The 26,374-nt window shown below is 56.7% G+C and carries 35 protein-coding genes and 2 pseudogenes; 20 read left to right on the forward strand and 17 right to left on the reverse strand.

Going from position 1 to position 26,374, the window contains the following annotated elements:
* The 10 genes from D1841_RS18740 to D1841_RS12960 form a co-directional block, all read right to left on the reverse strand.
* Nucleotides 1–200 (reverse strand): hypothetical protein (locus D1841_RS18740; RefSeq protein WP_207709215.1); only part of this gene is annotated, 200 nt, incomplete at its 3' end.
* A complete protein-coding gene (locus D1841_RS19885; RefSeq protein ID WP_347564010.1) occupies nucleotides 197–421 on the reverse strand; it encodes a VRR-NUC domain-containing protein in 225 nt (74 codons plus the stop codon). The genes D1841_RS18740 and D1841_RS19885, both read right to left, overlap by 4 nt.
* On the reverse strand, nucleotides 330–755 hold the full coding sequence (locus D1841_RS19890) for a hypothetical protein (protein ID WP_347564012.1): 426 nt from the start codon (nucleotides 753–755) through the stop codon (nucleotides 330–332). Before D1841_RS19890 ends, D1841_RS19885 begins: the two co-directional genes overlap by 92 nt.
* Nucleotides 736–885 (reverse strand): hypothetical protein, encoded by a 150-nt coding sequence (locus D1841_RS12930; RefSeq protein ID WP_160643654.1) that lies wholly within the window; start codon nucleotides 883–885, stop codon nucleotides 736–738. Before D1841_RS12930 ends, D1841_RS19890 begins: the two co-directional genes overlap by 20 nt.
* An 80-nt stretch (nucleotides 886–965) precedes the next feature.
* Nucleotides 966–1,181 (reverse strand): hypothetical protein, encoded by a 216-nt coding sequence (locus tag D1841_RS12935; RefSeq protein WP_160643656.1) that lies wholly within the window; start codon nucleotides 1,179–1,181, stop codon nucleotides 966–968.
* A gap of 12 nt (nucleotides 1,182–1,193) precedes the next feature.
* A complete protein-coding gene (locus D1841_RS12940) occupies nucleotides 1,194–1,496 on the reverse strand; it encodes a hypothetical protein (protein ID WP_160643658.1) in 303 nt (100 codons plus the stop codon).
* Nucleotides 1,497–1,517: 21 nt separating this feature from the next.
* Complete coding sequence (locus tag D1841_RS12945) at nucleotides 1,518–2,132, reverse strand: cell wall hydrolase (protein ID WP_160643660.1); 615 nt, start codon at nucleotides 2,130–2,132, stop codon at nucleotides 1,518–1,520.
* Nucleotides 2,133–2,138: 6 nt separating this feature from the next.
* Nucleotides 2,139–3,056 (reverse strand): DNA cytosine methyltransferase, encoded by a 918-nt coding sequence (locus D1841_RS12950; RefSeq protein ID WP_160643662.1) that lies wholly within the window; start codon nucleotides 3,054–3,056, stop codon nucleotides 2,139–2,141.
* A gap of 21 nt (nucleotides 3,057–3,077) precedes the next feature.
* On the reverse strand, nucleotides 3,078–3,281 hold the full coding sequence (locus tag D1841_RS12955; protein ID WP_161880044.1) for a hypothetical protein: 204 nt from the start codon (nucleotides 3,279–3,281) through the stop codon (nucleotides 3,078–3,080).
* A 4-nt stretch (nucleotides 3,282–3,285) separates the two neighbouring features.
* On the reverse strand, nucleotides 3,286–3,549 hold the full coding sequence (locus D1841_RS12960) for a helix-turn-helix domain-containing protein (protein WP_161879962.1): 264 nt from the start codon (nucleotides 3,547–3,549) through the stop codon (nucleotides 3,286–3,288).
* Between the two features lie 237 nt (nucleotides 3,550–3,786).
* Between D1841_RS12960 and rpsU the strand changes: the two genes are divergently transcribed.
* The 5 genes from rpsU to D1841_RS12985 all read left to right on the forward strand — a co-directional run bounded on the left by rpsU (nucleotide 3,787) and on the right by D1841_RS12985 (nucleotide 7,014).
* Nucleotides 3,787–3,963 carry a 30S ribosomal protein S21 gene (rpsU, locus tag D1841_RS12965; RefSeq protein WP_160577521.1) on the forward strand — a complete coding sequence of 59 codons (177 nt, stop codon included), beginning with the start codon at nucleotides 3,787–3,789 and terminating at the stop codon, nucleotides 3,961–3,963.
* A gap of 197 nt (nucleotides 3,964–4,160) precedes the next feature.
* Nucleotides 4,161–4,667 (forward strand): YqeG family HAD IIIA-type phosphatase, encoded by a 507-nt coding sequence (locus D1841_RS12970; RefSeq protein WP_160643664.1) that lies wholly within the window; start codon nucleotides 4,161–4,163, stop codon nucleotides 4,665–4,667.
* Nucleotides 4,664–5,743, forward strand: coding sequence for a Xaa-Pro peptidase family protein (locus D1841_RS12975; protein ID WP_160643666.1), 1,080 nt, complete (start codon nucleotides 4,664–4,666; stop codon nucleotides 5,741–5,743). Before D1841_RS12970 ends, D1841_RS12975 begins: the two co-directional genes overlap by 4 nt.
* A 206-nt stretch (nucleotides 5,744–5,949) precedes the next feature.
* Entirely contained in the window at nucleotides 5,950–6,507 is a 558-nt protein-coding gene (gene efp / locus D1841_RS12980) for an elongation factor P (protein WP_160643679.1), read from the forward strand.
* Between the two features lie 54 nt (nucleotides 6,508–6,561).
* Nucleotides 6,562–7,014 (forward strand): CD1247 N-terminal domain-containing protein, encoded by a 453-nt coding sequence (locus D1841_RS12985; RefSeq protein WP_160643681.1) that lies wholly within the window; start codon nucleotides 6,562–6,564, stop codon nucleotides 7,012–7,014.
* Nucleotides 7,015–7,249: 235 nt separating this feature from the next.
* Here the strand turns inward: D1841_RS12985 and D1841_RS12990 are convergent, their stop codons facing one another.
* Nucleotides 7,250–8,059 carry a PHP domain-containing protein gene (locus tag D1841_RS12990; protein WP_347564011.1) on the reverse strand — a complete coding sequence of 270 codons (810 nt, stop codon included), beginning with the start codon at nucleotides 8,057–8,059 and terminating at the stop codon, nucleotides 7,250–7,252.
* Nucleotides 8,060–8,353: 294 nt separating this feature from the next.
* Here D1841_RS12990 and ectB point away from each other — a divergent pair, with 294 nt between their 5' ends.
* The 12 genes from ectB to D1841_RS13050 all read left to right on the forward strand — a co-directional run bounded on the left by ectB (nucleotide 8,354) and on the right by D1841_RS13050 (nucleotide 22,115).
* Nucleotides 8,354–9,613: a diaminobutyrate--2-oxoglutarate transaminase gene (gene ectB / locus D1841_RS12995; RefSeq protein WP_160643683.1), complete on the forward strand. Its 1,260-nt coding sequence runs from the start codon at nucleotides 8,354–8,356 to the stop codon at nucleotides 9,611–9,613.
* A 155-nt stretch (nucleotides 9,614–9,768) separates the two neighbouring features.
* Nucleotides 9,769–10,734 (forward strand): HPr(Ser) kinase/phosphatase, encoded by a 966-nt coding sequence (hprK, locus tag D1841_RS13000; RefSeq protein WP_160643710.1) that lies wholly within the window; start codon nucleotides 9,769–9,771, stop codon nucleotides 10,732–10,734.
* Between the two features lie 64 nt (nucleotides 10,735–10,798).
* Entirely contained in the window at nucleotides 10,799–11,782 is a 984-nt protein-coding gene (murB, locus tag D1841_RS13005; RefSeq protein ID WP_347564006.1) for a UDP-N-acetylmuramate dehydrogenase, read from the forward strand.
* Nucleotides 11,783–11,786: 4 nt separating this feature from the next.
* Nucleotides 11,787–12,650, forward strand: coding sequence for an EamA family transporter (locus D1841_RS13010; RefSeq protein ID WP_160643685.1), 864 nt, complete (start codon nucleotides 11,787–11,789; stop codon nucleotides 12,648–12,650).
* A gap of 230 nt (nucleotides 12,651–12,880) precedes the next feature.
* On the forward strand, nucleotides 12,881–13,663 hold the full coding sequence (locus D1841_RS13015; protein ID WP_160643687.1) for a hypothetical protein: 783 nt from the start codon (nucleotides 12,881–12,883) through the stop codon (nucleotides 13,661–13,663).
* A 102-nt stretch (nucleotides 13,664–13,765) separates the two neighbouring features.
* Nucleotides 13,766–15,424, forward strand: a complete 1,659-nt coding sequence (locus D1841_RS13020) for an O-antigen ligase family protein (RefSeq protein WP_160643689.1) — start codon at nucleotides 13,766–13,768, stop codon at nucleotides 15,422–15,424.
* A 31-nt stretch (nucleotides 15,425–15,455) separates the two neighbouring features.
* The gene (hemZ, locus tag D1841_RS13025) at nucleotides 15,456–16,919 is read left to right on the forward strand and encodes a coproporphyrinogen dehydrogenase HemZ (RefSeq protein ID WP_160643691.1); all 1,464 of its coding nucleotides are present in this window, start codon (nucleotides 15,456–15,458) and stop codon (nucleotides 16,917–16,919) included.
* Nucleotides 16,891–17,841, forward strand: a complete 951-nt coding sequence (locus D1841_RS13030; RefSeq protein ID WP_160643693.1) for a uridine kinase — start codon at nucleotides 16,891–16,893, stop codon at nucleotides 17,839–17,841. The genes hemZ and D1841_RS13030 overlap by 29 nt, the downstream gene beginning before the upstream one ends.
* A gap of 165 nt (nucleotides 17,842–18,006) precedes the next feature.
* Nucleotides 18,007–18,477 carry a zinc ribbon domain-containing protein gene (locus D1841_RS13035; RefSeq protein ID WP_160643695.1) on the forward strand — a complete coding sequence of 157 codons (471 nt, stop codon included), beginning with the start codon at nucleotides 18,007–18,009 and terminating at the stop codon, nucleotides 18,475–18,477.
* 300 nt (nucleotides 18,478–18,777) lie between these two features.
* Nucleotides 18,778–20,013 (forward strand): extracellular solute-binding protein, encoded by a 1,236-nt coding sequence (locus tag D1841_RS13040; RefSeq protein ID WP_160643697.1) that lies wholly within the window; start codon nucleotides 18,778–18,780, stop codon nucleotides 20,011–20,013.
* A gap of 49 nt (nucleotides 20,014–20,062) precedes the next feature.
* On the forward strand, nucleotides 20,063–21,649 hold the full coding sequence (locus tag D1841_RS13045) for a methyl-accepting chemotaxis protein (RefSeq protein ID WP_160643699.1): 1,587 nt from the start codon (nucleotides 20,063–20,065) through the stop codon (nucleotides 21,647–21,649).
* A 40-nt stretch (nucleotides 21,650–21,689) separates the two neighbouring features.
* Nucleotides 21,690–22,115, forward strand: a complete 426-nt coding sequence (locus D1841_RS13050) for a transposase (protein ID WP_160643701.1) — start codon at nucleotides 21,690–21,692, stop codon at nucleotides 22,113–22,115.
* A 61-nt stretch (nucleotides 22,116–22,176) separates the two neighbouring features.
* On the opposite strand, the gene D1841_RS13055 is transcribed toward D1841_RS13050, so the two are convergent.
* The 3 genes and pseudogenes from D1841_RS13055 to D1841_RS13060 form a co-directional block, all read right to left on the reverse strand.
* Entirely contained in the window at nucleotides 22,177–22,542 is a 366-nt protein-coding gene (locus D1841_RS13055; protein WP_160643703.1) for a hypothetical protein, read from the reverse strand.
* Nucleotides 22,543–23,065: 523 nt separating this feature from the next.
* A pseudogene (locus D1841_RS19260) lies at nucleotides 23,066–23,170 on the reverse strand (IS200/IS605 family transposase); the annotation flags it as partial.
* A 280-nt stretch (nucleotides 23,171–23,450) separates the two neighbouring features.
* Complete coding sequence (locus tag D1841_RS13060; protein WP_160643705.1) at nucleotides 23,451–23,717, reverse strand: hypothetical protein; 267 nt, start codon at nucleotides 23,715–23,717, stop codon at nucleotides 23,451–23,453.
* 206 nt (nucleotides 23,718–23,923) lie between these two features.
* On the opposite strand from D1841_RS13060, the gene D1841_RS13065 reads away from it, so the two are divergent.
* Together D1841_RS13065 and D1841_RS13070 are read left to right on the forward strand one after the other, a co-directional pair.
* The gene (locus D1841_RS13065; RefSeq protein WP_160643707.1) at nucleotides 23,924–24,241 is read left to right on the forward strand and encodes a type II toxin-antitoxin system RelB/DinJ family antitoxin; all 318 of its coding nucleotides are present in this window, start codon (nucleotides 23,924–23,926) and stop codon (nucleotides 24,239–24,241) included.
* 75 nt (nucleotides 24,242–24,316) lie between these two features.
* Nucleotides 24,317–24,538, forward strand: coding sequence for a type II toxin-antitoxin system RelE/ParE family toxin (locus D1841_RS13070; protein ID WP_347564008.1), 222 nt, complete (start codon nucleotides 24,317–24,319; stop codon nucleotides 24,536–24,538).
* A gap of 227 nt (nucleotides 24,539–24,765) precedes the next feature.
* On the opposite strand, the pseudogene D1841_RS13075 reads toward D1841_RS13070, so the two are convergent.
* Nucleotides 24,766–25,114 (reverse strand): annotated as a pseudogene (locus D1841_RS13075) (hypothetical protein); the annotation flags it as partial.
* 14 nt (nucleotides 25,115–25,128) lie between these two features.
* Nucleotides 25,129–25,299, reverse strand: a complete 171-nt coding sequence (locus tag D1841_RS19895; protein WP_347564009.1) for a hypothetical protein — start codon at nucleotides 25,297–25,299, stop codon at nucleotides 25,129–25,131.
* A gap of 209 nt (nucleotides 25,300–25,508) precedes the next feature.
* Between D1841_RS19895 and D1841_RS19510 the strand changes: the two genes are divergently transcribed.
* Nucleotides 25,509–25,634, forward strand: coding sequence for a hypothetical protein (locus D1841_RS19510; RefSeq protein WP_256376694.1), 126 nt, complete (start codon nucleotides 25,509–25,511; stop codon nucleotides 25,632–25,634).
* A 185-nt stretch (nucleotides 25,635–25,819) separates the two neighbouring features.
* Here the strand turns inward: D1841_RS19510 and D1841_RS13085 are convergent, their stop codons facing one another.
* The gene (locus tag D1841_RS13085) at nucleotides 25,820–26,347 is read right to left on the reverse strand and encodes a DUF6017 domain-containing protein (protein ID WP_256377092.1); all 528 of its coding nucleotides are present in this window, start codon (nucleotides 26,345–26,347) and stop codon (nucleotides 25,820–25,822) included.
* Nucleotides 26,348–26,374 lie beyond the last annotated feature (27 nt).

Below are 26,374 nucleotides of genomic sequence, written 5' to 3' on the forward strand. Positions count from 1 at the left end.
AACGTGCCGATCTGTGAACGGCACAAGCAACTTGAATTCCCCTGCCGCCCAATACCGCCGCGTCCAGATAAGGGAAGGCGATAATGCGCAAAAACGCCTTCATACGAACCTAAGACGCAAACCAGCTTCGCCAGCCGTCCCGCTTCGTTTCTCTGTACCCCGTAGGACATAGCCAGCTTAACAAACCGTTTTCTTTTCAAGCCTGTTTCCCTCCCATGCTCAAATAGTCCGTGATAACCTTTGCGGCGGCCTCCCAGCCCTTGCACAAGGCCGTAAAATAGCCTTGCTTTTCCAGCTCCGACAACCACCGCTTTTGATCGTCGCTTGTTTTACTGCCCTTCTGCCGCTTTAGCTCTATGTAAAGCCCATGGAAGCCACCGCGGGCGACGGGCAAGCACAAATCCGGCACGCCTGCCTTCACTCCTTCGGCGCGGAAGCGTCCGGCCTCTGCCTTTTTCCGGCTCCCGCCGTTCGGTACGTGGTAAAGCAAGGCCAATTCCGGAAAACGCCCGCTTTGATAGGCGGCCCAGCGAAAAAGGCATTTCTGTTTTGGTATAGGTTTCTTCGTCGGTGTCTTCCTGCACCAGCTCCACGCCGTCGCCTGCGGGGGCGGCCATGTCTGCGAAGCCGCCCGCCATCCCGCGGGCGAATGCGTCACCCATAACGGCCATAGCGCGCGCCAGATCGTACCCCAAAGCATAGGCGCACCGCGCAAGCAATTCTTCGTCGAAGGTGCTATTTCTGCTTTCGTCCATCTTTTCCACCGCCCTTCAATCCGTTGCGAATGCCTACGGCCACGCCGTACACGATCACCACCGCCGCCGAAAGGCACACAACCCCCACAAGGGAATAGAAGGCGGCAACCATAAAATCAAACGCCGTCACTTGCAAACCCATCCTTTCCTTTATATATAATATAGGGCGGGCGGCGGCGCGTGGCCGCCACCTCGTCCCGTGTCCTGCGGTTACTTTCCCTTGCTGGAAACAAGCTCCAACGCCTGCGCCTCTGTGAAGCCCGCCCTTTTCAGGGCGGCGAAGCGGGCATAAAGCGCGCTTGCTTCGCCGTCGCTGTCCGACTGATCCGTGGTGGCCTGCGGCTCTTCGGCGGGGGCTGCCTCTTCCTGCTCTTCCTGCGGCTCTTCGCTGTCTCCTCCGGAAAACGCCTCTTGAACGCCCTGCATACGCGCGCCCCCCTAATACTTCCCAAAGACGCGCACGGCGTTTTCCTTCGGGAAGGCACGCACAACGGCGGTTGTGATCCACGATACCCGCAAAAAGTCCCGCGCGGCCTTCTTCGCCAGCCGCCAGATCAAGCGCGCGTCGTCGCCGCCGAAGCGGTCAGCCGCCGAAAGCTGATATTCGCATACCAGCATAAGCCGCCCGCCGGGTTTGTTCCGGCGTTCCTTCATGTACTCTTTGTTTCCTTCCTTGCATATGAGAATTTCCAGCGGGGCGGGGAAGGCCCAGCCGCCGCCGTGCTTGTCCTGCTTTGCCATAGTTTGAATAGCTCCTTTCCGTCAACTGCTGTATGGGTTTGTCAAAGTCCAGTCCCAAAACGTGCCGCCCGTGAACTCTGTGCGAAAATAGTTGCGTTCGCCGTCGCCCGTGAAGAAGTAGTATTCCGCGGGAAGGACGCGGCCCACGTCGCCGCCTTCCCGCCGCTCCCGCTCCCATCGGGTCAGAACGTCCGCGGCAATCCGTTTTAGCTCTTCTGTGGCCGGATAGTCCGGCGAATACCCCGCGAATTGAAACGGCTGTGTTACCACTTCGGCCACCGTGTCCGGCCAGCCCGCCGCGTCAACGCGGTTCAGCACACACCACACAACCGCCGCTTTTTCCATGTCCGAAGGCACGCCGCGGGCTTCGCCCCATAGCACCCGCGCCAGCATTTCAACTTCCGCTTCGTCCGGTACATAGGCTGCGGGCGTTTCAGCCTCCGAAGACGGGGAAGTTATTAACGGCGTGTCGGTGGAAACGGTGAATTCCGGAAGCTGCGGGGCGGCGGCCTGCGGGGGCGGCTTTCTGGACGCGGCCACAATGCCGAAGAAGCAAAGCACCACCCCCGCCGCCAGCAACGCAAGAGGAAGGGAAGGACAGTTGCGGCGCGTCTGCCGCTTTACGGCCTGTTCCATATCTTTTCAACCTCCGCGTGGCACACGTCCGGCCCGAAGGTGTATAATTACTTCCGCTGTCCAGCCATTGCCAAGCCCCATATATGCGTGTGTCTTATTTGCCACCCGGCAATAATCGTCCGGAAGCGTCTGCAATCTGCAACATTCCGTTACGGTCAGTTTGCGGATTATGTAAAAGCCGTCCGGCAAGTCTATTTCGTATTCCTGCCCCTTTACGGTGATTTTGCCGCCCTCCACCTTGTAAATAGGCGTCATTCCTTGCAATGCCCCGGCTTCTTCAAACGTCATAGGAACGTGCGCAACGGACACGGTTTGCGTTTTCCCGCCCGGTAAAGTGACGTGCGTACCCTGAATTGTGCTGTGCTTCTTGTCCCGTCGTTGGCAACGCATAGAATTTCCCGTTATAACTATGTCGCTGTCTTTGTGCGGCTTGTAGTCAACCGGCACGCATTCCGCAACACAAGTCCGGCGATCGACGGTATTACAAATCAGATTTCGCATACCGTCTTTATAGCAAGTTGCCCGAAGGCATTGCGCTTTCCCGCCCTTCCCACAATTTAGTGGGATCGTTTGCCCGCCCGTTGTGCTTTGCAGAATGTCCCGCAATACAATTCCGCGATCTTCCGGTTGCGGCACGTCTCCGAAGTTATGAACATAGAACCGTTGACGGCTCTGTGCTGATACCAACGCCGAATTGATATATTGTAAAGGCCGCCCCAATTCCAGCGATATTTGATCCTTGATCGCCTGCGCCGCGCTCTTGTTATTCTCATACAAAAAGAAGTCCGGCATGAACTTGTCCTTTGCTATCAGGTAATTTCTAAACAGCTCCCAGCCGATCCCAGCCGCCGCCGTTTCGCGGTTCTTGCTTTGCGCTATGCTCCAATGCGTGCAAGGCGAACCGCCGATAAGGAATTTAACCATAGTTTGAATAGCTCCTTTTCTTTAGTCCGTGGCCGTCTGCGCCAGCCACCACGCCGGATTATTCCGGTATGCCTCATTCGGGCAAGTGTCGCAATCTGTGGAAACGCACCCCGCACAATACTGCTTTTGGAAAGCCTGATCCCACGGGGCTTCTAATACGGGCAATTCCCGAAGGAAGGCCGCCAACGCCTGCGGGCTTTCTGTGATCCGTTCATACTGTGTCACGGTTTTAACCTCCCTTCCCAGCCGTGGCCGCCGTCCGGCCCCGCCGCTTGAAATGCTCCTGAACGGTTGCTTGCGCCCGCTCCGCTTTGTAGATTTCCCTTTGCCTGCTGTCCAGCTCCCCAACGTAGCCCCGCTTCAATTCGTTGTAGATCGTCGCCGTATGCACGCCCAGCCGCGCGGCTATTTCGAGCGGGCGATCCCCGCGGGCGTGCCACACTTCGATTTTCTGCCGATCTTCAAACGTCAGGTATTTGTACCTTCCCGCCATGCTTTTTCACCCCTCTTATTGACATTTTCCGCGCTTCATGGTATAAAAAAATAAATGCGGAAGAACTCTCCCGCCCCGCTTTGGGGGCTTCGTGTTCTTTCGCATTTAATATTACAACCTACGTTTACAAAATCGAAAGAAATTAAAGGTTGACAAGCAGGTAGTTTGCGGATATAATTATTTGTGTTGTATTACACGACAGAGACCCCTGCCTTTGGGCGGATGGGAGGGATATACATGGCTGAGATCAGGCTCAAGGATAATGAATCGCTGGACAGCGCGCTGCGCCGTTTCAAAAAGCAGTGCGCCCGGGCGGGCGTCATCCAGGAAGTCCGCAAGAGAGAGGCATATGAAAAGCCCTCTGTCAAGCGCAAGAAAAAGTCAGAAGCAGCTCGCAAACGCAAGTATAAGTAAGCGCTGCTCCAAACCTTCCTGACGGAAAGCGGGCTTTGCTGCCCGCTTTTTTGTTTCCGGAAAGTCCCGGCTGCCCTGGCCCGCAAACCGGGGGCACGCCCCCGCCCGCGCCTCCAGGCGCGGCAGCGGCCCTTTGGGCCGCTGGTTTGCGGGCTGGGGCGCTGGGCGCAGGCGCATTTTTGAGAAGGAGCGTACCTATGGGACTATTGCGGCCCACTGCTATGAGGGCCAGAGTGACGCAGCTAACCCCGGAATTCCTGGAAAGCCTGGGGGTGGAAGCCCTGCTGCTGGACGTGGACAACACCATCGCCACCTACACCTCCCACACCCCTATCCCCGGGGCGGTGGAATGGGCTGAAGAAATGGTGGGGCGGGGGTTCCGGGTCATCATCGTTTCCAACAATTATAAAAAGCGGGTGGGGCCTTTCGCCCGGAAATTCGGGCTGGATTTTATCAGCTTTGCCATAAAGCCCCTGCCCTTTGGGTACTTGCGGGCCAGGCGGCGGCTGGGCGTGAAGCGGCGGGCCTGTGCCATTATCGGGGATCAGATTTTTACCGACGTGGTGGGCGCCAACCTCTGCGGCATGAAGTCAGTGCTGCTGGCACCTATTGAACCGGAGGAGGGCTTTACCTTCCGGGTGCGGCGCTGCCTTGAGCAGGGCCTGCGGAAAAAATTTACAGTGCGAAAGGATGTTTTGAAATGAAAAACCCTATAGAGCGCCTTGCAAAACGAGTAATAAACGGCGACAGCCAAAAGGCGGCGCTGGTGTTTTCCGAGCGCAACCGGCGGTATTTCACCCAGTTCCCTGCCACAGACGGAGCTTTGCTGGTGACAAGCGGAGCCGCCTACCTGCTGATGGATTTCCGCTATGAGGAAGCGGCCCGGTATCAGGCGAAATATTGCGAAGTGGTGGGCTTTAAGGACTTGAACACCGTCCTGTGCGAACTGCTTGGCAAGCACGGCATTAAGGAAGTCTTTCTGGAGGTGGACAAGCTCTCTGTGGCCCAGTCCCGGAAATTCCAGGAGGCCTTTGAAAAGCAGGGCGCAGAGTGCGTGCTGGACAAGACCCTGGACGATGCCATCCGGGATCAGCGGATGATAAAATCCCCGGAGGAGGTCAAGAAAATCGAGGCCTCCCAGGCCATTACAGACGCGGCCTTCCAGCACATCCTGCCCTTTATCAAGGAAGGGGCTGTAGAGCGGGATTTAGCCCTGGAAATTGAGTTCTTCATGCGGAAGAACGGGGCGGAGAACGTAGCCTTTGAGCTGATTGTGGCGGCGGGAAAGAACGGATCCCAGTGCCACGCCGTCCCCTCCGACAACCAGGTGCATAAGGGCGACTTTATCACCATGGATACCGGCGCCCTGTTAGACGGCTACCACTCCGACATGACCCGCACTGTGGCCCTGGGCAAGGTGTCTGACGAGCAGCGGGCCGTATATGAGACAGTGCTCAAGGCCCACATGGCGGTAATCGACCAGGTGAAGCCCGGTATGCCCTGCTGCGATGTGGACAAGATTGCCCGGGACATCATTGAAAAGGACTATCCCGGCACCTTTGGCCATGGCCTGGGCCATGGGGTGGGCTTTGAGATACACGAGTGGCCTCGGTTCTCCCACCTGGACAAAACGCCCTGCGCCCCTGGCATGGTGATAACCGACGAGCCTGGCATCTATGTGCCTGCCAAGTATGGCGTGCGCATTGAGGACATGCTGCTTATCACCGAGGAGGGCTGCCGCTCCCTCACCAAGTCCCCCAAGGAGCTTATGGAGCTGTAAGAAGCTGTACCAATAGGCTCCTCCACAAACCTTTTCGGGAAATTTTCGCACCAATCCTATCGGTACAGCTTCTAAGTGGTTTCTTTTTGGAAAAAAAGTGCCCCTAAAGGACGTTTTCCCTTGAAAAACCAGGCGGGATAGGGTAAAATAAGCAGAGAGACAGTTGTACGTGGAAGTAATCAGTATAGCTTTGGAGGTTTTTGCATATGATCACAGCAGGCGATTTCAGAAACGGCGCCACCTTTGAAATGGATGGTTCCGTGTATTCCATCATTGAATTCCAGCATGTAAAGCCCGGCAAGGGCGCGGCCTTTGTGCGCACCAAGATCCGCAACGTCATCACAGGCGCTGTGGTGGAGCGCACCTTCAGCCCCGACGAAAAGTATCCCACTGCCTTTGTAGAGAGAAAGGATATGGAGTATCTGTACAATGACGGCGACCTGTACTATTTCATGGACAACGAAACCTATGAGCAGGCCCCTATCAACAGCAGCATCCTGGGGGACAGCTTTAAGTTTGTGAAGGAGAACATGGTGTGCAAGGTGCTGTCCTACAAGGGCGACGTGTTCGGCGTGGAGCCTCCCAACTTTGTGGAGCTGGAAGTTACCCACACAGAACCTGGTGTGAAAGGCAACACCGCCACCAACACCCTGAAGCCTGCCACTCTGGAGACAGGCGCCGAGGTGCGCGTGCCCCTGTTTATCAACGAGGGCGAGAAAATCCGCATCGACACCCGCACCGGCGAGTACATGGAGCGCGCATAACGCCCCTACACCCATTGAGCGCCGCCAAACAGGGTGGCAAAAGGAGGAACTGTCATGACAAATTCAGAGCGCGCTTCTTATATCCGGGGCCTGATGGACGGCCTGGAACTTGACCCCAACGCCAAGGAAACAAAGGTCTTAAACGCTATAGTAGAGCTGCTGGACGATCTGTGCCTCTCTGTGGAGGAGCTGGAGGATGGTTTTGCAGAGCTGAGCGAGCAGGTGGATGAAATAGACGAGGATCTGGGCAATGTGGAAGAGGACTTCTATGAGCTGGAAGGCGGCTGCTCCTGCCACCATCACGGGGATATAGATGATTTCGACGGCGCGGAGTTTGAGGTAACCTGCCCTAGCTGCGGGGATACCATTGAGCTTACAGACGATTTGCTGGAAGAGGGAAGCATTGTCTGCCCCGGCTGCGGCGAAACCCTGGAGTTCGACTTTGACGAAGATGAGGGTGAAGACGGCTGCGGCTGTGGCTGCCATCACGACAGAGACGGCGAGTAAAAAGACAGATGGATAGATAAAAGCGCACCCCATAAGGGATGCGCTTTTTGTGCGGGCAGAAGGAATAGTAACAATGGAATATAAGCGGTGGAGAAGAAAGAATGCAAACAGACATACACTTTTGTGAAAAGTGAGAGTGCGGAATGAACCGCCTGTTCAGTTTTGAATCCCAAAGTTTAGACAGCGGCAGGTGATTTTTATTTTTCGTGGAAAATCTGGGCGTCTCAGTTCCCCCTCATCCCAGCAGCCAGTCCAGCTCCATTTCCAGCCGGGCAATCTCCACCTCCGGCTTCACCCGCTCCCCGTGGAAGTCGCTGCCGCCGGTGGCATGGAGGCCATGCTTTTCTGCAAGGTGCAGATAAAAGGCCTGCTGCTCCGGGGTGTGCTTGGGATAGTAGCACTCAATGGCGTCAAGGCCATAGCCCTTCAGCTTGATAACCAAATCTTCCAACGGCCCGTTTTCCAGCTTCACCTGGTAGGGGTGGGCAAAGGATACCTTGCCGCCCGCGGTTTTAACGGCCGCCACGCATTCCTGGGCGCTGGACTTGCGGCGTTCGATTTTCTGATACTCCTCTGTGTCCAGATAGCGGTCAAAGGCCTCCCGGTTGTTTTGCACATGCCCCCGGCGCACCATCACCTGGGCAAAGTGGGGCCGCCCGATAACGGCGCCGCCTGCCAGATCCTCTACCTCCCGCAGGTCAATGTCCACGCCCTTTTCCCGCAAAAACGCGGCAATGCGGTACTTCCGCTCATCCCGGGCCGCCTGCATCTTTTTGCAAAGCGCCTGTATGCTGGGCGCGTCGGCTGAAAAACCATAGCCCAGTATGTGCAGGCTGGGATATTCCCTGGCGCTCAGCTCCACGCCCCGCAGCACCTTCACCCCCAGCCGCTCCCCGGCGGCAATGGCCTCCTGGGCGCCGGAAAAAGTGTCATGGTCTGTCAGGGCCAAAACCTCCAGGCCCTTTTCCTTTCCCATTTTAACCAGCTCCCCGGGGCTGTACTGCCCGTCGGAAGCTGTGCTGTGCATATGCAAATCCGCAGCCACCAAACCGCATCCACTCCTTTATATCATGTAGTATAGCCCACCAGGCCCGGCTTTGTCAACCAGACAGGCAAAACCCAGGCCCTCCCGGCAAAACAGCTTGCTTTTTTGGGAAAGTGTGGTACAATAATATAAGCCAAAGTTTTCTTTGGCGGGCAGCTTGTTTTTCAACAGGCTGCTGCTTGCCGCTGGCCCTCTTAAATTTTCGCTGGGAGGGCAGACAGCCCCGCCTGTACAGAACGCAGGCGTAGATCGCTGAATCACGGGCAGCCCCCGTGGTAGAAAGGATGGTAAACCATGAACACACAAGCCTTTGAATCTTACGAATCCCAGGTGCGCTCTTATTGCCGGAACTTCCCGGCAGTGTTCACCACCGCCAAAGGCCCTTTCCTCTATGACGAGGACGGCAGGGAGTACATCGACTTTTTCTGCGGCGCGGGAGGCCTGAACTATGGGCACAACCCTGATTTTATCAAGGAAAAAGTGATCCAATACCTCCAGGGGGACGGCGTCATGCACGCCCTGGATATGTACACCGCGCCCAAACGGGATTTTATCGAATTTTACGAGGAGGAAATACTCAAGCCCCGGGGGCTGCCCTATAAGCTGCAGTTTCCCGGCCCCACCGGCACAAACGCCGTAGAGGCGGCCCTGAAGCTGGCCAGGAAAGTGAAAAAACGCCAGAACGTTTTTGCCATGATGGGCGCGTTCCATGGCATGACCCTGGGTTCCATTGCCCTGACCACCGACGCTTCCAGCCGGGCCGGGGCCGGGGTGCCCCTTGCAAACGTCACCCACATCCCGGCGCCCTATATGTTCCCGGAGCTGGATACGGTGAAATATATGGAAACCCTGCTGACAGACGACCACTCCGGCGTGGAAAAGCCCGCCGCCCTTATCCTGGAGACAGTGCAGGCCGACGGCGGCATCAACCCCTTCCCGGTGGAGTGGCTCCGGGCTGTGCGGGATCTATGCGACCGCCACGATATCCTGCTGATAGTGGACGATATCCAGGTGGGCTGTGCCCGCACCGGCTGGTTCTTCTCCTTTGAGCGGGCAGGCATTGTGCCGGACATTGTCACCCAGTCCAAGTCCATCGGCGGCTATGGCATGCCCTTTGCCCTGGTGCTGATAAAGCCGGAGCTGGATATCTGGGAGCCAGGGGAGCACAACGGCACCTTCCGGGGATACCAGCTTTCCATGGTGGCGGCAAAGGCCGGGCTGGAGCTGATGCTCCAGGAACGGGTGGAGGAAAAAGTACGCGGGCAGGAGCTTGTGATAGCCCGGTACATGGAGGAAATCCGCGCCCTTGACCCGGACAGGATTAAAACCCGGGGCATTGGCTTTGTGTGGGGCATTGACTTCTGGCGGTATGACCGGGATGGCGTGATGTCCAAGAAGGTGCTGGACATCTGCTTTGAAAACGGCCTGATTGTAGAGCGGGTGGGCCGGGGCAACACAGTGGTGAAGGTGTTCCCAGAGCTACTCATTGACGAGGAAACCCTGTGCAGGGGCCTGGAGATTCTAAAGAGGTCTGTCAAGCAGGCTATTGGATAAAAATAAAATATATGGGCCGCCGGGGCTTCCCAGCGGCCTTTTTTGCGGCTATCCCTTGCACCTTTGGGCCGTATGCTTTATAATAAATAGTGAGAAACCCAGGAAATCCCCGCTGGGCAGCCGCCGGGGAGGATTATGGAAAGGTGGATGACCCGATGCCGGAAGAATATACATTGCCGCTTAAACAGATTGCCAAAGAGCTGGGGCTTGCAGAGGTGTGGAGTCCCAAACCGCTGGAAGGGATTTTAATTTGTTCCCGGGATGTGGACAGGCCGGGGCTGGAGCTTTACGGCTTCTGTGACTATTTTGACCCCAACCGCATTGCCATTCTGGGCCGCTCGGAAATGGCCATGCTGGAGGCCCTGGAGCCTGTGAACCGGGCGGCCTCCATCAACCGCTTTTTTGCCCTGCGGCCCCCGGCTGTCATCATTGCCCGGGGCATTATGCCCGGGGAGGATATGCTGGAAGCGGCAAAGGAGTATGGGGTGCCTTTGCTCTCCTCCCAGGACACCACGTCAAACATTATGGCAAGCCTGGTGGCCTTCCTCAACGTGCAGCTTGCCCCCCGCATCACCCGCCACGGGGTGCTGGTGGAGGTATACGGCGAGGGCATCCTGCTGGTGGGGGACAGCGGCGTGGGCAAAAGCGAAATTGCCATTGAACTGATTAAGCGGGGCCACCGGCTGATTGCCGACGACGCGGTGGAAATACGCCGGGTGTCCAGCAAGTCCCTGGTGGGCCAGTCCCCGGAAAACATCCGGCATTTTATTGAGCTGCGGGGCGTGGGCGTTATCAATGCCCGGCGCATTTTTGGCATAGGATCGGTAAAGCCCAGCCAGAAAATCGAGATGTGCATCAACATGGAGGTGTGGGATCCCACCAAGGTGTACGACCGCATGGGTATTGACAATGAGTTTACGGAGATTCTGGGCATTAAAATCCCTGTGGTCACCATCCCCGTAAAGCCCGGGCGGAACCTGGCAGTAATTGTGGAGGTGGCCGCTATGAACAACCGCCAGAAGGAAATGGGCTATAACGCCGCCCGGGAGCTGCTTGTCAGCCTGGGCATGGATCCCAACGACCTGGCGGCAGGGGATGTGCAGGTGGATCTGGATATTTAGGCGGACACAGCCGCATAAACCCGTCCCCTGCACCTATATTATTAGTATAAAACAGAAAGGAGCGGTGCAGCGCTTTGCCCTTTTGCGGGAAAGCCTGCGCCGCATGGCAACTGCTTTGGAAACATATTTGAATTTTGAGGCCTTGGACAGGGCGGCCCAGGCCCTTTCAGTGCGCAGCCTTGCCCAGGAGCCTATGGCCCTGCACACCACCTTTAAAATCGGCGGGCCTGCCGACCGCCTGCTTTTCCCGGAAACAGAGGAGCAGCTTGCGGGGCTTTTGCAAGCTGTAAAAGAAAGCGGCCTGCCCTGGCTGGCGTTGGGCAACGGCTCCAACCTGCTGGTGTCTGACCTGGGGATACGGGGGGCGGTGCTGTGCCTTTCCGGCAGCTTCAAAAAAGTGGAGCTGCTGCCGGACGGCCGCACCCTGCGGGCCGGGGCCGGGGCAAGCCTTGCCACGGCCTGTGCCTTTGCAAGGGATCGGGCGCTTTCCGGGTTGGAATTCGCCTGGGGCATTCCCGGCTCTGTAGGGGGCGCGGCCTATATGAACGCTGGGGCCTACGGCGGGGAAATGAAGGACGTGCTGAAGAAAGCCTTCCATATAAGCGCCAGCGGGGAGCCTGGCTCTACCGCCGGGGAAGCGCTGGGCCTCTCTTACCGGAAAAGCCGCTATACCGGCGGGACAGACATTGTCACCAGCGTGGAGCTGGCCCTTGCCCCGGGCGATGCCACCCAGATTGCCGCCAGAATGGAAGAACTGATGGCCCGGCGCAAGGAAAAGCAACCCTATGACCAGCCCTCTGCGGGCAGCGTTTTTAAGCGCCCGGAAAACGGCTTTGCCGCCGCTTTAATAGACCAGTGCGGGTTAAAGGGCCGCAGGGTTGGCGGGGCGCGGGTCAGCGAAAAGCACGCCGGGTTTATTGTAAACGCGGGGGGCGCCACCTGCCGGGACGTGCTGGAGCTGATTGAAATCATCCGGGAAACGGTGAAGCAGCGCACCGGCACCCTGCTGGAGTGCGAGGTGCGTGTGCTGGGAGAGGGAATGGGATAAAAACATGTGGATGCTTTTGGCTTTTGGCTCCGCGGTTTTTGCGGGGCTTACTGCCATTTTGGCAAAATGCGGCATCCGCACCACAGATTCCACTGTGGCCACAGCGGTGCGCACCATTATCGTGCTGGCTTTTTCCTGGGTAATGGTTTTTATCACAGGATCCCAGGGGCAGATTGCCAGGATAGAACCTGTGCCCCTTTTGTTCCTCATCCTGTCCGGGCTGTCCACAGGGGCCTCCTGGCTGTGCTATTTCAAGGCCCTCCAGGTGGGGGACATCAACAAGGTGGTGGCAGTGGACAAGTCCGGCGTGGTGCTCACCATCCTGCTGGCCTGGATATTCCTGGGCGAGGGCGTTACCCTGCCCCGGGCCATAGGGGCGGCCCTCATTGGGGCGGGCACCTTCCTGATGCTGGAGAAAAAACCCGGCGGGGCTGCGGGGGGAAGGAAGAAAAGCTGGCTGTTCTATGCCGCCGGCTCTGCCGTGTTTGCAAGCCTTACCTCCATTTTGGGGAAGGCGGGTATTACAGGGGTGGAATCAAACCTGGGCACAGCTATCCGCACCGGGGTGGTGCTGGTGATGGCCTGGGCGATGGTGTTTATCACCGGGAAGGCCAGGGAGGTTTCCCGCATCCCCCAAAAGGAGCTGGGCTTTATCGCCCTGTCCGGCGTCTGCACAGGGGCCTCCTGGCTGTGCTACTACAGGGCCTTGCAGGAAGGCCCTGCCAGCGTGGTGGCGCCTATAGACAAGCTGAGCATTTTGGTAACTGCCGCTTTTTCCTACATAGTGTTCCATGAAAAGCTGACAAAGAAATCCGGCGCGGGCCTTGCCGCCATTGTGTGGGGAACCCTTATTATGCTGGCGGGATAGGCTGCCTTTTAAAAATGACAAATCGGTTACAAGAGGTTACAAAACCGGTTACAAAGCGCCGCTTTTTGTACGGATTTACCCACAATTCTTTTTTGGCATAAAATCCGCAGATGTGCGTTGTGCGGTGTTGCCTATAGACTTTTTGCCTCTCCCATGGTATACTACAGGTAGTACAGCTTAAACGGCGGCAGGGCCGCCAGGAAAACACAAATTTTTTGGAGTGATGATTTTTGGATTTCAACGCCTTTGATTTCATACAGGGCCAGCTAAGCGAAGAACTGTTAAAACAGGGCTTTTCCCAGGCAAAGCCTATGGCAGACAGCAGGGGGGAGGCTGTTATTTTTTCCACAGAGGACGCGGCCTACAGCCTGTTATACGACGGGAAGGCCCAGCACTTTGAGCTGCGTTCCGCCTCTGTGGACGAGGGGGAGCCGGGAGAGTGGCGCAGGCTTGCCATGTGGCTTTTTGACGAAAAAGAGGGGGAGCGGTCTGACGCGGAAAGCATTGCCAACGATTTTCTGGAGATCATCCGCGGCCCCAGGCAGCTAAAGCAGGTGCAGCAGAAGCGCAAGCGGGGCAAGGACGAGGAGCGCAGCGTGGATCCTGTGTTTTTCATCAACCGGCTGGTCAATATTTTTCCAGAAATAAAAGAGGACATAAACGGGGAAAAAATAGTGTATGGGCAGGTGCGCCCCGCCACCTTTGTGCGGGACAAGCTGGTGCCCAAATGCGAAGCTTTGGCAAAAAACAGGGCGGGCAGCGACGCCATGAAGAAGCTGTGCGCCCTGCTGGACGACATGTATAAAAACGGGGACATGGATCTGCGCTCTGTCATTACTGCCGTATTGCTCAACGGCCTGAGCGACGAGGCCTTTGCCGCCATGCGGGAAGGCCTGGGGGAGGAGCTGCAGAAAAGCTCCCGCTTCAGCCGCCGGCTGCGGGGGAAGCAGGTGAAGCCGGAAAAGAAGAAAAAGCAGAAGAAAGTGGAGGCCAGGCTGGATGCCAGCCGGTAAAAGGCCCCACAGCGCTGTCAGACAGGAAATGATTTGTGCGCGCCCGGAGGCTGCCTGCCGGGAACGCGCCCCCGGGCGTATTGGACGGGGAAGGGAGTGCCTATGATTAAATCCGTAAAGGAAGCCGTTTGCAAACGGCTTTCCCTGCTCGTTTTTATACTGATTGTAATGCAGCCCCTTTTGGACGTGCTGTCTTTTTTCCTGGGGGAGATGGGCAGCAACGCCCTTTCCACCCTGCTGCGTTTTGGGCTGCTGGCGGTCGTGGCGCTGCTGGGGTTTATTGTCAGCGGCAAAAAACGGCTTTATATTGTTTTTTACGCTGCTGCCGGGGTTTTCTGGGCTCTGCACATGGCAAACTGTTTCCGCATCGGGTATCAGTCCATGGTGCAGGACGCGGCGAATTTCCTGCGCATTGTAAGCTTTCTGGTGTTCACCCTGTCCCTTATCACCTTTTTCCGCCAGGGGCGGCAGGTGCGCCGGGCAATCCTTCTGGGCTTTGGGGTCAATTTCGGCCTTTTCTGGCTGTTCACCCTGCTGCCCTGGGTGCTGGGCATGCCCCAGTATACCTATGACAAGCTGTTTGTGGGCATGATGGGCTGGTTCAGCATCCCCAATGCCCAAAGCACCATCCTTGTGCTTACAGCCCCTTTTGCCATTTACTGGGCCTATCACACCAGAAAATATCCCTTGTTCCTTATCATGTGCCTGCTGTGCTTTTCCATGATGTTCGTCACAGGCACAAAGCTGACCTTTTATTCCATTTTCATCATCGCCGGGGCATATGCTTTCCTGTTTGCCCTGCAGCAGGGGAAGTCCTGCCTGCGGTATTCCCTGCCCCTGCTGGGGATGATGGTGCTGGTGTTCGTGTTCCGGCACCAGTCCCCCATGGATTTGCGGGAGCAGATGTCCGCTTATTCAAGGGATCTCTATAACCAGAAGGTGGAACAGAGCCTGCAGAAGAACGGCGGGGACAAAGAAGCCCTGGAGGAGGCCCAGAAGAAGGCTCAAAGCAGCACGAAGGACAAGGAGAAGGATAAAGACAAGAAAAAGCAGCCCGTAGCGGAGCGAACCATGGAGCAGATCCATAAGGGGCTTTTCTATGTATACACCGACTCGGAAACCTACGGGGATTTCTTTAAGGACATGAACGAGCGCTTTGGCGTGTACCGGGTGATGGACGCTTACCGGTACAGCACTTCTTCCGGGGTATTATCCGACTTCCGGGTGATGAAGTCCCTGTTCTCCCAGATGGTGTGGGAGGAAAAGGATTTTGCCACCCGCCTGCTGGGATATGAATACAGCGAGGTGGTAGTGGGAGGCACCATTTACGACTTGGAGAACGATTTCCCTGCCATCTACTATTTCTTCGGGTATATTGGTTTTGCCCTTTATATGCTGGTGTTTGTCTATATCGCTTTTGCCATTATCCGGGCCTTCCTGCTGGACGTGGCCTGGGGGCTGAAGGCCGCGCCGTTTCCCCGGGAAGGCGACAGGAAGGCAAAATGCCTGTGGGGGGCAAAAGGGTTCTGGCAGGGCTTCCGGCAGTTCCTTACAGTGGAGATGGGGGCCGCGGGGATGTCCTTCCTGCTGGCCATCATCGCTGCCCAGATTTCCGGCTATGTCCTGCGCCGGCCTAACGTGACTATCTATTTCGCGGTGTCTGCCGCCTACCTGTTCCACCTGTGCGTGGACATGCGCCGGGAAAGCCTTTCTGCTTTAAGGAAGGCGGTGCTGGCGAAGATTTCCCGGAACACGCCCTAAAAAAGACTTCTGCCCTAAGGAGGCGGCGCTTTTGGAACTCCAGCTTCTAAACCATCCATACCGCTATGAATGTGAAAACCTGTGCCGGCTGTTTTTCCCATACAGCCCGGTGCAGGTGGTGGAAAGCCTTTCCGGCGGGAAGGAGCCATGGGCTTTGGCGGCTGTGGAGGAATGTTCCGGCGGCTGCAGGGTGCTTGTGCGTGCGTCGGATGGGGAGCGGACAGTGGAAAAGGCGGGGCAGGAGGAAGCCCTTACGGAATATGCTGTGACAAACCGGCTGTATGCCGCCTTTATAGAGCTTACAGGCCAGCGCCCTGCCTGGGGGATGCTTACCGGGATACACCCTGTGAAGCTGCTGCGCCAGTATGCGGAGGAGCTGGGGGAGGAGGCCGGGGTGGAGAAATTCCGCAGCCGGTGCCATGTGACAGAGGCCCGCGCAAGCCTTGCCCTGCGCACGTTGCAAGCCCAAAGGCCCGTTACCGCCGCTTTGCTGGAAAACGACTGGAGCCTTTACATTTCCATCCCCTTCTGCCCCACCCGCTGTGCCTACTGCTCCTTTATTTCCCAGGACGTAAAGCAGGCCAAAAAGCTGATGGAGCCATATTTTGCCTTGCTTTTGGAGGAGCTTGCCAAAACGGCGGAGGTGACGAAAGCCCTGGGCCTGCGCCTTGTCTCGGTCTACATAGGGGGCGGCACGCCCACCACCCTTTCGGCACAGCAGCTTTCCCGGCTGTGCGAAGCGGTGCACATCCTCTTTGATTTGTCCCGCTGCCCGGAATTTACCGTGGAGGCCGGCAGGCCCGACACCATCACCCCGGAAAAGCTGGCGGCTTTGAAGCAGGGGGGCGTTACCCGCATCAGCATCAACCCCCAGAGCCTTTCAGACCAGGTGCTGGAGAATATTGGGCGCAGGCACACCGCCCAGGATGTGCTGGACGCTTTTGCCCTGGCAAAACAGGCGGGCTTTGAGGACATCAACTGCGACCTCATTGTGGGCCTGCCGGGGGATTCCCCCGCAGGCTTTGCAAACACCCTGGAGGGGGTGCTGGGGCTGGGCGCCAGCAACGTGACAGTACACTCCCTGGCTTTAAAGCGGGCGGCCCGCATTGAGGCCGAGGGGGGCACAGAGCTGCACAGGAAGCAGCGGGAGACTGCCGCCATGATGGACTTTTCCATCCGCCGCTTGACAGAGGAAGGCTATGTGCCCTATTATCTCTACAGGCAGACCCGCATGGCGGGGAACCTGGAAAATACGGGCTGGGCAAAGCCCGGCAGCATCTGCCGCTATAACATCTACACCATGGACGAATGCACCTCGGTCATTGCCTGCGGGGCGGGGGGCGTAACCAAGCTGAAGGATCCATACAGCGGCAGGCTGGAGCGCATTTTCAACTTTAAATATCCTCACGAGTACATTTCCCGCCACAGGGAAATACTCCTGCGAAAGGACGGTGTAACACAGCTTTATGAGCAATTTCGCCAGCGGCTACATTAAATACATCAACCATCTGGAGCAGATAAACGATGGGGCGGTAACAGACCCTGCCAGGATGGTGGAGGAGGTGGAGGGGGCCTACCGGGAAAGCCTGCGCAACGTGGCCCGCAACATTTCCGAGCGGAAAAAGCGCGCCCGCATTGTCATGCTTTCCGGCCCCAGCAGCAGCGGCAAAACCACCACAGCCCACCTGCTGCGCATGTATCTGGAGGGCTTTGGCATTAAGGCCACCATCATCTCCCTGGACGATTTCTATCTGGGCCGGGACAAAACCCCCCGCCTGCCTGACGGTTCTTACGATTTTGAGACGGTGGAAGCCCTGGACGCGGAGAAAATCCTCCAGTGCCTTTCAAACGTGATTGCAACGGGGAAATTTTCTGTGCCCCACTACAGCTTTTCCCTGGGCCGCCCGGACGGGCCGGATGCGGAATATGAAATTGGCCCGGAGGATATGGTGATTGTAGAGGGCATCCACGGGCTGAACCCCCTGTTTACCAGGGGCCTGCCGGAGGAGTCTTACATTAAGCTGTATGTCAGCGTGAAGCAGCAGATTAAGGACGCAAACGGCGAGGTGCTCTCCCCCATGAACCTGCGGCTTATCCGCCGCATTGTCCGGGACATCAAGTTCCGGGACAGCTCTGCCGAGCGCACCCTGTCCATGTGGCCCCAGGTGATTGAAGGGGAGAACCGCTATATCCGGCCTTACCGGATCTGGGCCGACTATACGGTGAACTCCATCCATATCTATGAGCCATGCGTCCTGCGCACAGTGGCCATCCCCCTTTTGCGGGCCATTGAGATTGACAGCCTGTACTATAAGAAGGCCCGGGATTTGGAGTCCCGGCTTATGCGCTTCGAGCCGGTGGACTGCGCCCTGGTGCCGGACGGCTCTATGCTCCGGGAGTTTTTAGGCAAGCGATAGGGTGGGCCTTGCATCCCCGGCGAGGGTTTTCCGGGGATGTAAGGGATTCGTAAAAGATTCGACAGAGAAAACCGCTTTACTTTCCGGAAGGATGTGCTATAATAGGAAATAAGAAAGCGGCAGGCTTTCTTAAATCTGGACACTAGAATAAAGGAGGAAATCGTTATGAGTATTTTAGACGACGTGGTCATAAACGCTAAATCCGCCGCTGAGGCTGTGGGCCGCAAGGCGGGGCAGCTTGTGGACGTGTCCAAGCTGCGCATCAGCGCTGCTGAGATCAACGCCGAAATAGCCAAGCGCTATGAGGTGCTGGGACAGTATGTGTATGAGTGCAGCCGCAGCACCCTTTCCGCCGACCCGGAGGCCGCCGGCCAGATGACGGAAATTGACGAGCTGAAAGCACAGCAGGCCGCTATTGCAAAGGAACTGGGGGACAAGCAGAACAAGGTGTTCTGCCCTGTCTGCGGCAAGCAAAGCCCCACCTCCGCCACCTTCTGCAGCGCCTGCGGCGCTAAGCTTATGCCGGATCCGGAGCCTGTGCCCCAGGAGGCCGGGCCGGATGACGCCAGGGAGGCTGCCGAGGCAGACGGGCCTGACGTGCAGAATTCTGACATCCCGCCCCGCCAGTTCCCTTAAAGCCGGGAGGACATAAGGCGGAAGCAGGGAGGCTGACGGCTTGTCCCTTCCTGTAGGATTTCGTTTCATATGACAATGTGTGTGCTGCGTGGAGCCGGCCCCCAGGGGCCGGCTTTTTGCTGCCTGCCGCACACCGGGCTTTGTGCTTTTATAGCCCCAAAAGGCTTGCCAGGAAAATCATGCTATGGTATACTATAACATAGTTACGCTTTGCGCAGGGCGGATGTGCGCAGGGAGCGCCTCTCCCTGCGGGACCTGCCGGGCGCCGCGCTGAAAAGTTATGGAAAGGCATGATGCTTTATGGTTCGGAAAAGTTTCTTTTTGCTGGCGGCAGGCATGCTGCTTTTGCTGACAGCTTGTACAAGCCGGGAACCCTTACCCCAGGAGGACGAGCAGCCTGCGTCCCGGACAGTGGCCCTGACGGTGTGGGGCGCCCAGGAGGATGAAGAATTGCTGAGGGAGCTTTTCGCTTCGTTCCAAAAGCAGTATGCGGGGCAGGCGGATTTTGAATTCACCTACCAGGCCCAAAGCGAATCGGGCTGCAAGGACGCTTTGCTGGCTGATTTGGAGGGCGGCCCGGATGTGTTTGCCTTTGCGGACGATCAACTGGCCGCTTTGGCGGCGGCCGGGGCTTTGGCGCCCCTTGAGGATACGGCGGGCATCAGCGGCGCCAACCTGCCTGCCGCTGTGGAAGCAGCCAGTGTGGACGGCACCCTTTATGCCTATCCGCTGACAGCGGACAACGGCTATTTCTTATATTACAACAAGGCGTATTTTACAGAAGAAGATGTGCAGAGCTTTAACCGGCTGGTGGAAGCGGCGGCAGAAGCCGGGCGGGTGGTAACCATGGACTGGTCCTCTGCCTGGTATGTATATGCCTTTTTCGGCAACACCGGCATGGAAGTGAAGATAAACGACGACGGCATCACCAACACCTGCACCTGGAACAGCACCGAAGGGCCTATCCATGGGGTGGACGTGGCCCAGGCCATGCTGGACATTGCAGCCAGCCCGGGGTTTGCCAACCTGCCGGATACGGAGTTCCTGGCCGGGGTGCAGGATGGCTCGGTAGCGGCAGGGGTCAGCGGCGTGTGGAACGCGGTGGCGGTGGAGGAGGCCTGGGGCGAAAACGCTGGGGCCGCCAAGCTGCCTACCTTTGACTGCGCCGGACAGCAAATCCAAATGGCCTCCTTCTCCGGGTGCAAGCTTATCGGGGTGAACGCCTACTCCTCTGAGGCCGAGTGGGCGGCCCGGCTGGCTGAATGGATTACCAACGAGAACGGGCAGGCCCGCCGTTTTGCGGTGCGGGGGCAGGGCCCTTCCAACATACACGCGGCAAATTCCCCTGAAGTGCAGGGATCCCCGGCTATTGCGGCCCTGCTGGCCCAGTCTGAGTTTTCGCAATTGCAGCGGGTAGGCGGGAAATTCTGGGATCCGGTTTCCGAGTTTGCCGGAAACATGGCCCTGGGCAATCCTGGCGGCGACCCTTTGCAGGCGCAACTGGATAAGCTGGTGGAGGGAGTAACGGCCCGGTAAAGGCGTTTTGTGCCGCCTAGTTTCTAAAATATTTCTCGGAGGGGACTTTATGAAAGGCAAGCTGACCCTGCAGCAGCGCCTGATTCTGCCCATCGTTTTGCTGGGCCTGGTGACGCTGCTTTCCAACATATTGGCTGTATTCAGCATCAACAACGTAAACGCCAACGCCGGCACTATCGTTGACACATACATGGCAAGTGAAACAAAGCTGGAGGAAATCCGGCGATCGATGATGGGCATCCACCGGCTGGCCCTGTCCCACATTGTGGCGGCGGATCACAGCACCATGATCCGGCTGGTGCAGGAAATCAAAGAGGAAGAGGCGGCGCTGGATGAGCAGTTGGCCGCTTATGAGGGCTTTGTTTCAGAGGAAGAGGGGGAAACGTACCAGGCGCTTTTAGAGGATTATGCCGCCTTCAAGCATGCCCTGGTAAAGCTGGTGTGCGCCAGTGCGGACAGCAAAACCCAGGAGGCCTATGCCATGGCCAACGGGGATGTGGCCTCTTACGGCAGCTCGGCGGAGGGGCGCATTGACACGCTGTACGCCTCTGCCAGCGCCCAGGCGGGTACGGCCCGGGGCAGGCTGTTTCTCGTATACCTGACCTCCCTGATTATCAGCGCCTGCACCTTGGCGGCAGGGATTGTCCTGGTGGCGGCGGCCTTCCGGATTGTGCGCAAATACGTGGTTGCCCCTATCCGCCAGGCTATGGGCACGCTGCAGGACAGCTCCCAGCGCCTGGGCGGCGTGGTGGGGCAGGTGCATGACAGGATTCACAGCTCCAGCGGCAGCGTGCAGGCCCTTTCCAACCTGACCTCCCAGCTTTCCGCCGCGCTGGAGGAGGTTTCCGGCAGTGCGGGGAACATCAGCAGCAGTGCTGCCGGAACCCAGGCCGACGCTCAGGATATGGCAGAGGAGTGCGCAGCCATCACCTCCTATTCGGTGGAAATGCGGGGGCGGGCTGAGGAAATTGAAAAAACCGCCCGGGAGAATATGGAATCTGTCCGCACCCGGACAGAGGAAATTGTGTCCCAGTTGAGTACGGCGATTGAAAAGAGCAAAAGCGTGGGGGAAATCGGCAGCCTGACAAAGGACATCCTGTCCATTTCCTCCTCTACTGACCTGATTGCTGTCAACGCATCTATTGAAGCGGCCCGGGCTGGGACGGCTGGCAAGGGCTTTGCCATGGTGGCCCGGGAGATACGCACGCTGGCAGACTCCTGCGCCGAGACAGCCGGGCACATCCAGGAGGTGAGCGGCGTAGTTACCGGGGCGGTGGACTACCTGTCCGGCAGCGCCCAGGAGCTGGTGGAGTATTTAAGCCATGCCGTGCTGGAGCAGTTCCAGCGTTCGGCGGCGTCCGGCAAGCAGTACCGCGATGACGCGATTTATGTGCAGAGCAGCATCGAAGCCTTTAACAGCCGGGTGGAGCGCCTGCGGGTCGCCATGGACGAGGTGGCTGGCTCCATCGCCAATATTTCCGACGCTATTGGCGGCGCGGCGGAAGGCGTGAACGGAGCAGCCGGCCGCACCCAGGAGCTGGTGGAGGACATGGCCGGGATTGCCCAGGGAATGGCGACAAACGGGGAGATTGTGGGCGATCTGCAAAAGCAGATGGAATCTTTAGCGAATTTGTGAGGATAAACATCTCCGGCGTAGAACCACAGGAGATGGCTGCATGGTAAAGTCCTCTGGCTTTGGAGTCCGTTGGGAAGAATCCAATGGGCTGAGGAAAAAATGGGGACAAAATGCAGTGTCCTGGTGTCTGGATCACATCGTAGTGCTTCATCCGGAGCAGGGTGAAGAGCATCCGCAGAATCTGTGCTCGGACGCAGGCTATACTGGCAGCGGAGAAGCGGTTGAACAGCGCAATTATATTCCACATATTCGGCCCAGTGGCAAGGAAAAGAAGGAGCTGGAGCGCGACCCAGACTTTCGCGCACACCACTGGGTTGTTGAGGTTACTCACGCTTTTTTCAATCGATTCCGAAAATTTCTGGTTCGCTGCGAGAAGAAAGCTACTACATGGCGCTGCTTCAGTTTGCCTGCGCTGTTATTGTCTAATTCATTAGCGTTCATCATTAATTTCGGGATGGGTTCTTAGTCGAATGCCCAGAATTCCAACATCCGCTTTTTTGATTATGCCGGGCCGGGTTTACGGACGCTCACTGCCGCCAGATTGCGCGGATGGGTGCAGGCTTCACTGAGATCGGCGTTGTTCTTCTCGAAATTCTCCCAGGAGATGACACCGTGCCCCACACCCCGAAAGGCTCCGTGTCGGGCACGGTCAGGGGCACATTGAGGAACGTGCGCACCGCAAGGGTCACGTCCTCACCGATGATGCTCTCCCGGCCACGGGTGATGGCCTGCCGGAATTGCCCATCGTCGTAGCGGAGCACCAGCGTCAGACCGTCTATTTTCCAGGACAGCAACACGTCCTTTTCTCTGGCGAAGCGCACCAGGCCTTCTACCAATTTCGTCTTGTCCGCTGAAAGCATGGGGGTGTGGCGCACCGGGGTGAGTTCTGCCAAGATGTCGCCCAGCACGGTCTGAGTGGGTGAGCTTAGAAAGGGTGAGGCCCATTTCGATCTCCAGGTCACGCAGCTCATCCATCATCTTGTCATATTCCTAGTCAGTCATGATGAGAGCGTCATCCCGGTAATAGGCGGTGTCCGCCGTCCGGATTTTGGCTATATGGGCTTTCATGCGTCCTGTTTTTTCTTCTGCAATCATTTTGCTGTCTCCTTTGCGTTGATTTTCTATACGAACAGGAACAGCCTGCGTGGCTCCCAGGAAAAAGTTGATGGGAACCATGCGGCCCCGTTTTAAAAGAGATGCAGAGAAATCTCTGCATCTCTTTTTGCCGGACATTGCAGTTTGCGATGATGTTTGGGGCCAATGTGTTAAGTTTTGAAAAATCAAAACCACTAGTAAACTAGTGGTTTGCTCAGACCCCATAGGGGTCAATCCATGCTGACCCCTGGAAAGGGTACTGAGAGTTTGCCATCGCCTCACAATCACAGGTAGCCGCTAAAAGCGGCTGTTTCTTTTTGTCTACTTACTCTTGCTACCCGTAAACGGGTCCATGTACTCATTCAGCAACATCTGATCCACTGCCAGGTCTTCTTCCATCTGATTTCGGATGTATTCCTGGATCTCGGGATGGTTCTCCTTATAGCGAGTTCACTGAGGATAATGGTGCGTAGGCCGTTGCCAAGAATCCATCGGAGCAATATTGCACAATACCATCGTATAACGGAATCCAGTCTGTTTGTACCGGGTTTGCCTAATGTCTGTTTCTCATAGATGTCCCACTTAAACAGCTGCTGAAGCCTCATCATGAACTCCACAGTTCTTCGAAATCGACCTCGTTATCTTCACCCTTAAGTTCGGGGTAATGAAGGCCTTCATTCACGATGGTATCATGCAGATTTTCTGGCTAGTCATACGACAGGGTAATATCATCACTGGTGTGTTGAATTGGGAAGTTCTCTATGATTCGCTGTTTCTGCCGATCAGAAAGGAAATTCCCAAATTTCTGCGTCATCGGCATCACTTCGCCAGATACCAAATCACGAGTAAGGATCAGCCCGAACTTACGCAGGGCTTCAAAATCAGTCTCGGTCGCTGCATTATGGCATGTACTCATTTCGATATCGCCATCAGCAAGATCCCTGACCAATGCACCCATCTTTGACACCATCATCCCCGAATACATCCGGGCCGCAGAAACCAGAGCGGAGGGAAAGAATATATGAGGCGCTGCGCATTGGCGCGAACGACCCCAGCAGCAAGCTTCGCATTATCGCGGAGTTTATGAAGGGCAATCCCATAGAGGAAAACGCCCGGTTCTTACAGTGGCATTCTTGTGTTAGACTACTGGTAGAAGAAATGAAAAGCGAGGTGTCTCTTATGGCGAGAACCGCAACCAGAACCGCAAATGTCTTTACCCGTGTAGACCCGGAAACGAAAGAACAAGCCGAAGTGATTTTGAATCAGCTTGGAATCCCTATCTCCAATGCGATTGGAATGTTTTTGAAGCAAATCGTCATGCACCGGTGCATTCCGTTTGAGATGAAACTCCCCAGTTCTGTTCCTGTCGCCGCAGGTAGCCTGACGAAGGAGCAGTTTGACGCAGAGCTTCAAAAAGGCATGGACGATATCGCCGCAGGGCGTGTCCTGTCCACCGATGCAGTAGAAGCTGAAATACGTGGCCTGTATGGTGGCTAAGGATGACAATCATATACACCAATACGGCCCGGCACGATTTGCGGGAAATCTACGAGTATATTGCGTACACACTCCTTGAAGATCATGCGCGAGGCCCGTTCGTTGGAGAGCCTGCCAGAGCGCAATCCGCTGTATCGGGATGAACCGTGGCACAGCCAGGGCGTGGGGTTCTTCTGTGTCAAAAACTATCTGGTTTTCTACACGGTCAACCCGAATGCTGACACGGTATCCATTGCCCGGATCATGTACGGAGGTCGAGACATCAGCCGCCAACTGGAAGAAACTCCGGAGTGGTAATTTGCAACTCCCCATCGGTTCGCTCCGGTGGGGAGTTGCTTCTTAGAATTGGTCAAAATCCTCCTGCGTTGCCAGGGTCGCATACTTGCAGCCATCGTTCAGATGCTCCGCAAAATGTCGTTGACCATGCTCGCCGTCAGCAGGTTGGGATCCCGAAGGGACAGCCCGACCTGCAAACAGCACAGCAGGAACAACGGCGTGGTCATTTCCCGGTTAGTCGGACGAAGTTTTTTAGACTGAACATCCGTCTGCACATTCAGCCCCCCAGCTCAATGAGTTGGGGTAGCACCTGTAGATGGAGAAGGTGTTGAAGCTGTCCAGCCAGTCCTCCGGGGAATCCAGGACGGCGGGGTCGGCGTGTTTCGCCATGATGTACGCGATGTTCTCGAACATCTCCAACGAGAACATATCCAGCCCGGAACTGCCCTCCTCGTTGCTCCCCACGCTCTTTTCCAGGGCGGCGAGATCCTTGTAGATGTCCCGGTGGAACTTCAGCCGGTAGATGCGGGGAATGGCGGCGCTGGTCTTGAACTCGACCTGCTGGCCATCAATTTCGATGGTGCGTTTGATACCCATGTGTCAGCCCTCCTTTAGCCCTGATCGTCCCCAGCGGAGACATCCTCTGCCGGGGTGTTCGCAGGCTGATAGACGCTCTTGTACCAGTTGTTGTAGACCGTGGCCGTAGCGGAGTCCCCGGTCTTGGCCTTCACATAGCCGGTGGACAGGGGTCGGGCCTTCACGGTCAGGGCCTCGGTCTGCACCTTCCGGTTCCCCTCGTTGGTCTTGGCGGAGATGGAGGGCGGGAGACGGAGCAGTTGTAGAGGACGTGGCGGATCTTCCGCACATCTCCATCGAACTCAAACAGCAGGGCAAACTTTGCCGAGTGGACAGTGTTCACCAGAGATTGGTGTGTTTCAGACATCTTTGTGACCGTCCAGCTTGCTTTACCCGGTATTACGATGCCTTCTATATGAGTACGGCAAATCAGCAGCGGATTGTATACGACCAAGAGACACATGCCATCGTCTTGGTGGTAGCGGGCCGCAATATTACCAGTGCAATTGTTACGGCAGAATACACCAAAACCACAGACTAAGGGGGGCGCGCATGAAGCAGGTATTGCCAACTCGCCGCCGATAAGCTGTGAAAAAGTTTCCAGCGAGTTGTCCACCCGCGCCGGTCTGGGCGGTCTGCCCGGTTCCACTACCAGAATGTTGATTTCATGTTCCATGCAAAAGTCCTCCTTTGGTTTGATTGATGTATTGCAAAGCACCGGGCGGCTTAACCGTCCAGCAGCCCGTGCGCCATATCGTGGCTGACAAGGGATGTGTAATACTGCCCCATCGTGACGGGGGCGTTGTAGAGCGCCGCCAGCGTGTACGCATTGATGTTGCCAATCTTGGCAGTATTGCTTTTCAGGCTGTCCATGACATAGCCAATATGTTCGCTGTTCAGCTTCAGGAACCGGCTTTTGACAACCTCGGTGGGTACTTCCTGCCCGCAGATACGGACAGATTCCCGTGTGGAGCAGCAGATTTCAAGCATTAACTCCACATAGCCGTCCAGCAAGTCCTTGTCCCAGGGGTTCCGTTCCAGAAGAATGTCATAGTCAATATTTTCTAAAATCAGTTCGCGGCAGCTTTCCATCTCATCCAATCCCATCCTGCGCGGAGCGCGTTTACCAGCAGGAGAAGAAACCGCTGAGGGGGCAGGGGGTGTGATGGATAGATCAGTATCGCTTTTTTCAGTTTTATTTATATCAGTATTATTAGGGGCGGAAATTCCGCACTCTTGACCGCTGGTTTTCAGGGGTGCAGACTGCGGTTTTTCAGCAGT

It is taken from the genome of Neglectibacter sp. X4 (assembly GCF_009917365.1).
Taxonomy (GTDB): domain Bacteria; phylum Bacillota; class Clostridia; order Oscillospirales; family Acutalibacteraceae; genus Acutalibacter.

Excerpts from the sequence above, each read along its gene's own strand:
- D1841_RS19890 (WP_347564012.1), bottom strand. The coding sequence starts at position 755 with ATGGACGAAAGCAGAAATAGCACCTTCGACGAAGAATTGCTTGCGCGG.
- D1841_RS13030 (WP_160643693.1), top strand. The coding sequence starts at position 16,891 with ATGAGCAATTTCGCCAGCGGCTACATTAAATACATCAACCATCTGGAG.
- D1841_RS13010 (WP_160643685.1), top strand. The coding sequence starts at position 11,787 with ATGTGGATGCTTTTGGCTTTTGGCTCCGCGGTTTTTGCGGGGCTTACT.
- D1841_RS12970 (WP_160643664.1), top strand. The coding sequence starts at position 4,161 with ATGGGACTATTGCGGCCCACTGCTATGAGGGCCAGAGTGACGCAGCTA.
- D1841_RS12985 (WP_160643681.1), top strand. The coding sequence starts at position 6,562 with ATGACAAATTCAGAGCGCGCTTCTTATATCCGGGGCCTGATGGACGGC.
- efp (WP_160643679.1), top strand. The coding sequence starts at position 5,950 with ATGATCACAGCAGGCGATTTCAGAAACGGCGCCACCTTTGAAATGGAT.
- D1841_RS13035 (WP_160643695.1), top strand. The coding sequence starts at position 18,007 with ATGAGTATTTTAGACGACGTGGTCATAAACGCTAAATCCGCCGCTGAG.
- rpsU (WP_160577521.1), top strand. The coding sequence starts at position 3,787 with ATGGCTGAGATCAGGCTCAAGGATAATGAATCGCTGGACAGCGCGCTG.
- D1841_RS12935 (WP_160643656.1), bottom strand. The coding sequence starts at position 1,181 with ATGCAGGGCGTTCAAGAGGCGTTTTCCGGAGGAGACAGCGAAGAGCCG.
- D1841_RS12945 (WP_160643660.1), bottom strand. The coding sequence starts at position 2,132 with ATGGAACAGGCCGTAAAGCGGCAGACGCGCCGCAACTGTCCTTCCCTT.
- D1841_RS12960 (WP_161879962.1), bottom strand. The coding sequence starts at position 3,549 with ATGGCGGGAAGGTACAAATACCTGACGTTTGAAGATCGGCAGAAAATC.
- D1841_RS12950 (WP_160643662.1), bottom strand. The coding sequence starts at position 3,056 with ATGGTTAAATTCCTTATCGGCGGTTCGCCTTGCACGCATTGGAGCATA.
- D1841_RS13050 (WP_160643701.1), top strand. The coding sequence starts at position 21,690 with ATGGTAAAGTCCTCTGGCTTTGGAGTCCGTTGGGAAGAATCCAATGGG.
- ectB (WP_160643683.1), top strand. The coding sequence starts at position 8,354 with ATGAACACACAAGCCTTTGAATCTTACGAATCCCAGGTGCGCTCTTAT.
- D1841_RS13060 (WP_160643705.1), bottom strand. The coding sequence starts at position 23,717 with ATGATGGTGTCAAAGATGGGTGCATTGGTCAGGGATCTTGCTGATGGC.
- D1841_RS13040 (WP_160643697.1), top strand. The coding sequence starts at position 18,778 with ATGGTTCGGAAAAGTTTCTTTTTGCTGGCGGCAGGCATGCTGCTTTTG.
- D1841_RS19510 (WP_256376694.1), top strand. The coding sequence starts at position 25,509 with ATGAGTACGGCAAATCAGCAGCGGATTGTATACGACCAAGAGACACAT.
- D1841_RS13045 (WP_160643699.1), top strand. The coding sequence starts at position 20,063 with ATGAAAGGCAAGCTGACCCTGCAGCAGCGCCTGATTCTGCCCATCGTT.
- D1841_RS12940 (WP_160643658.1), bottom strand. The coding sequence starts at position 1,496 with ATGGCAAAGCAGGACAAGCACGGCGGCGGCTGGGCCTTCCCCGCCCCG.
- D1841_RS13065 (WP_160643707.1), top strand. The coding sequence starts at position 23,924 with ATGGCGAGAACCGCAACCAGAACCGCAAATGTCTTTACCCGTGTAGAC.
- D1841_RS12975 (WP_160643666.1), top strand. The coding sequence starts at position 4,664 with ATGAAAAACCCTATAGAGCGCCTTGCAAAACGAGTAATAAACGGCGAC.
- hprK (WP_160643710.1), top strand. The coding sequence starts at position 9,769 with ATGCCGGAAGAATATACATTGCCGCTTAAACAGATTGCCAAAGAGCTG.
- D1841_RS13020 (WP_160643689.1), top strand. The coding sequence starts at position 13,766 with ATGATTAAATCCGTAAAGGAAGCCGTTTGCAAACGGCTTTCCCTGCTC.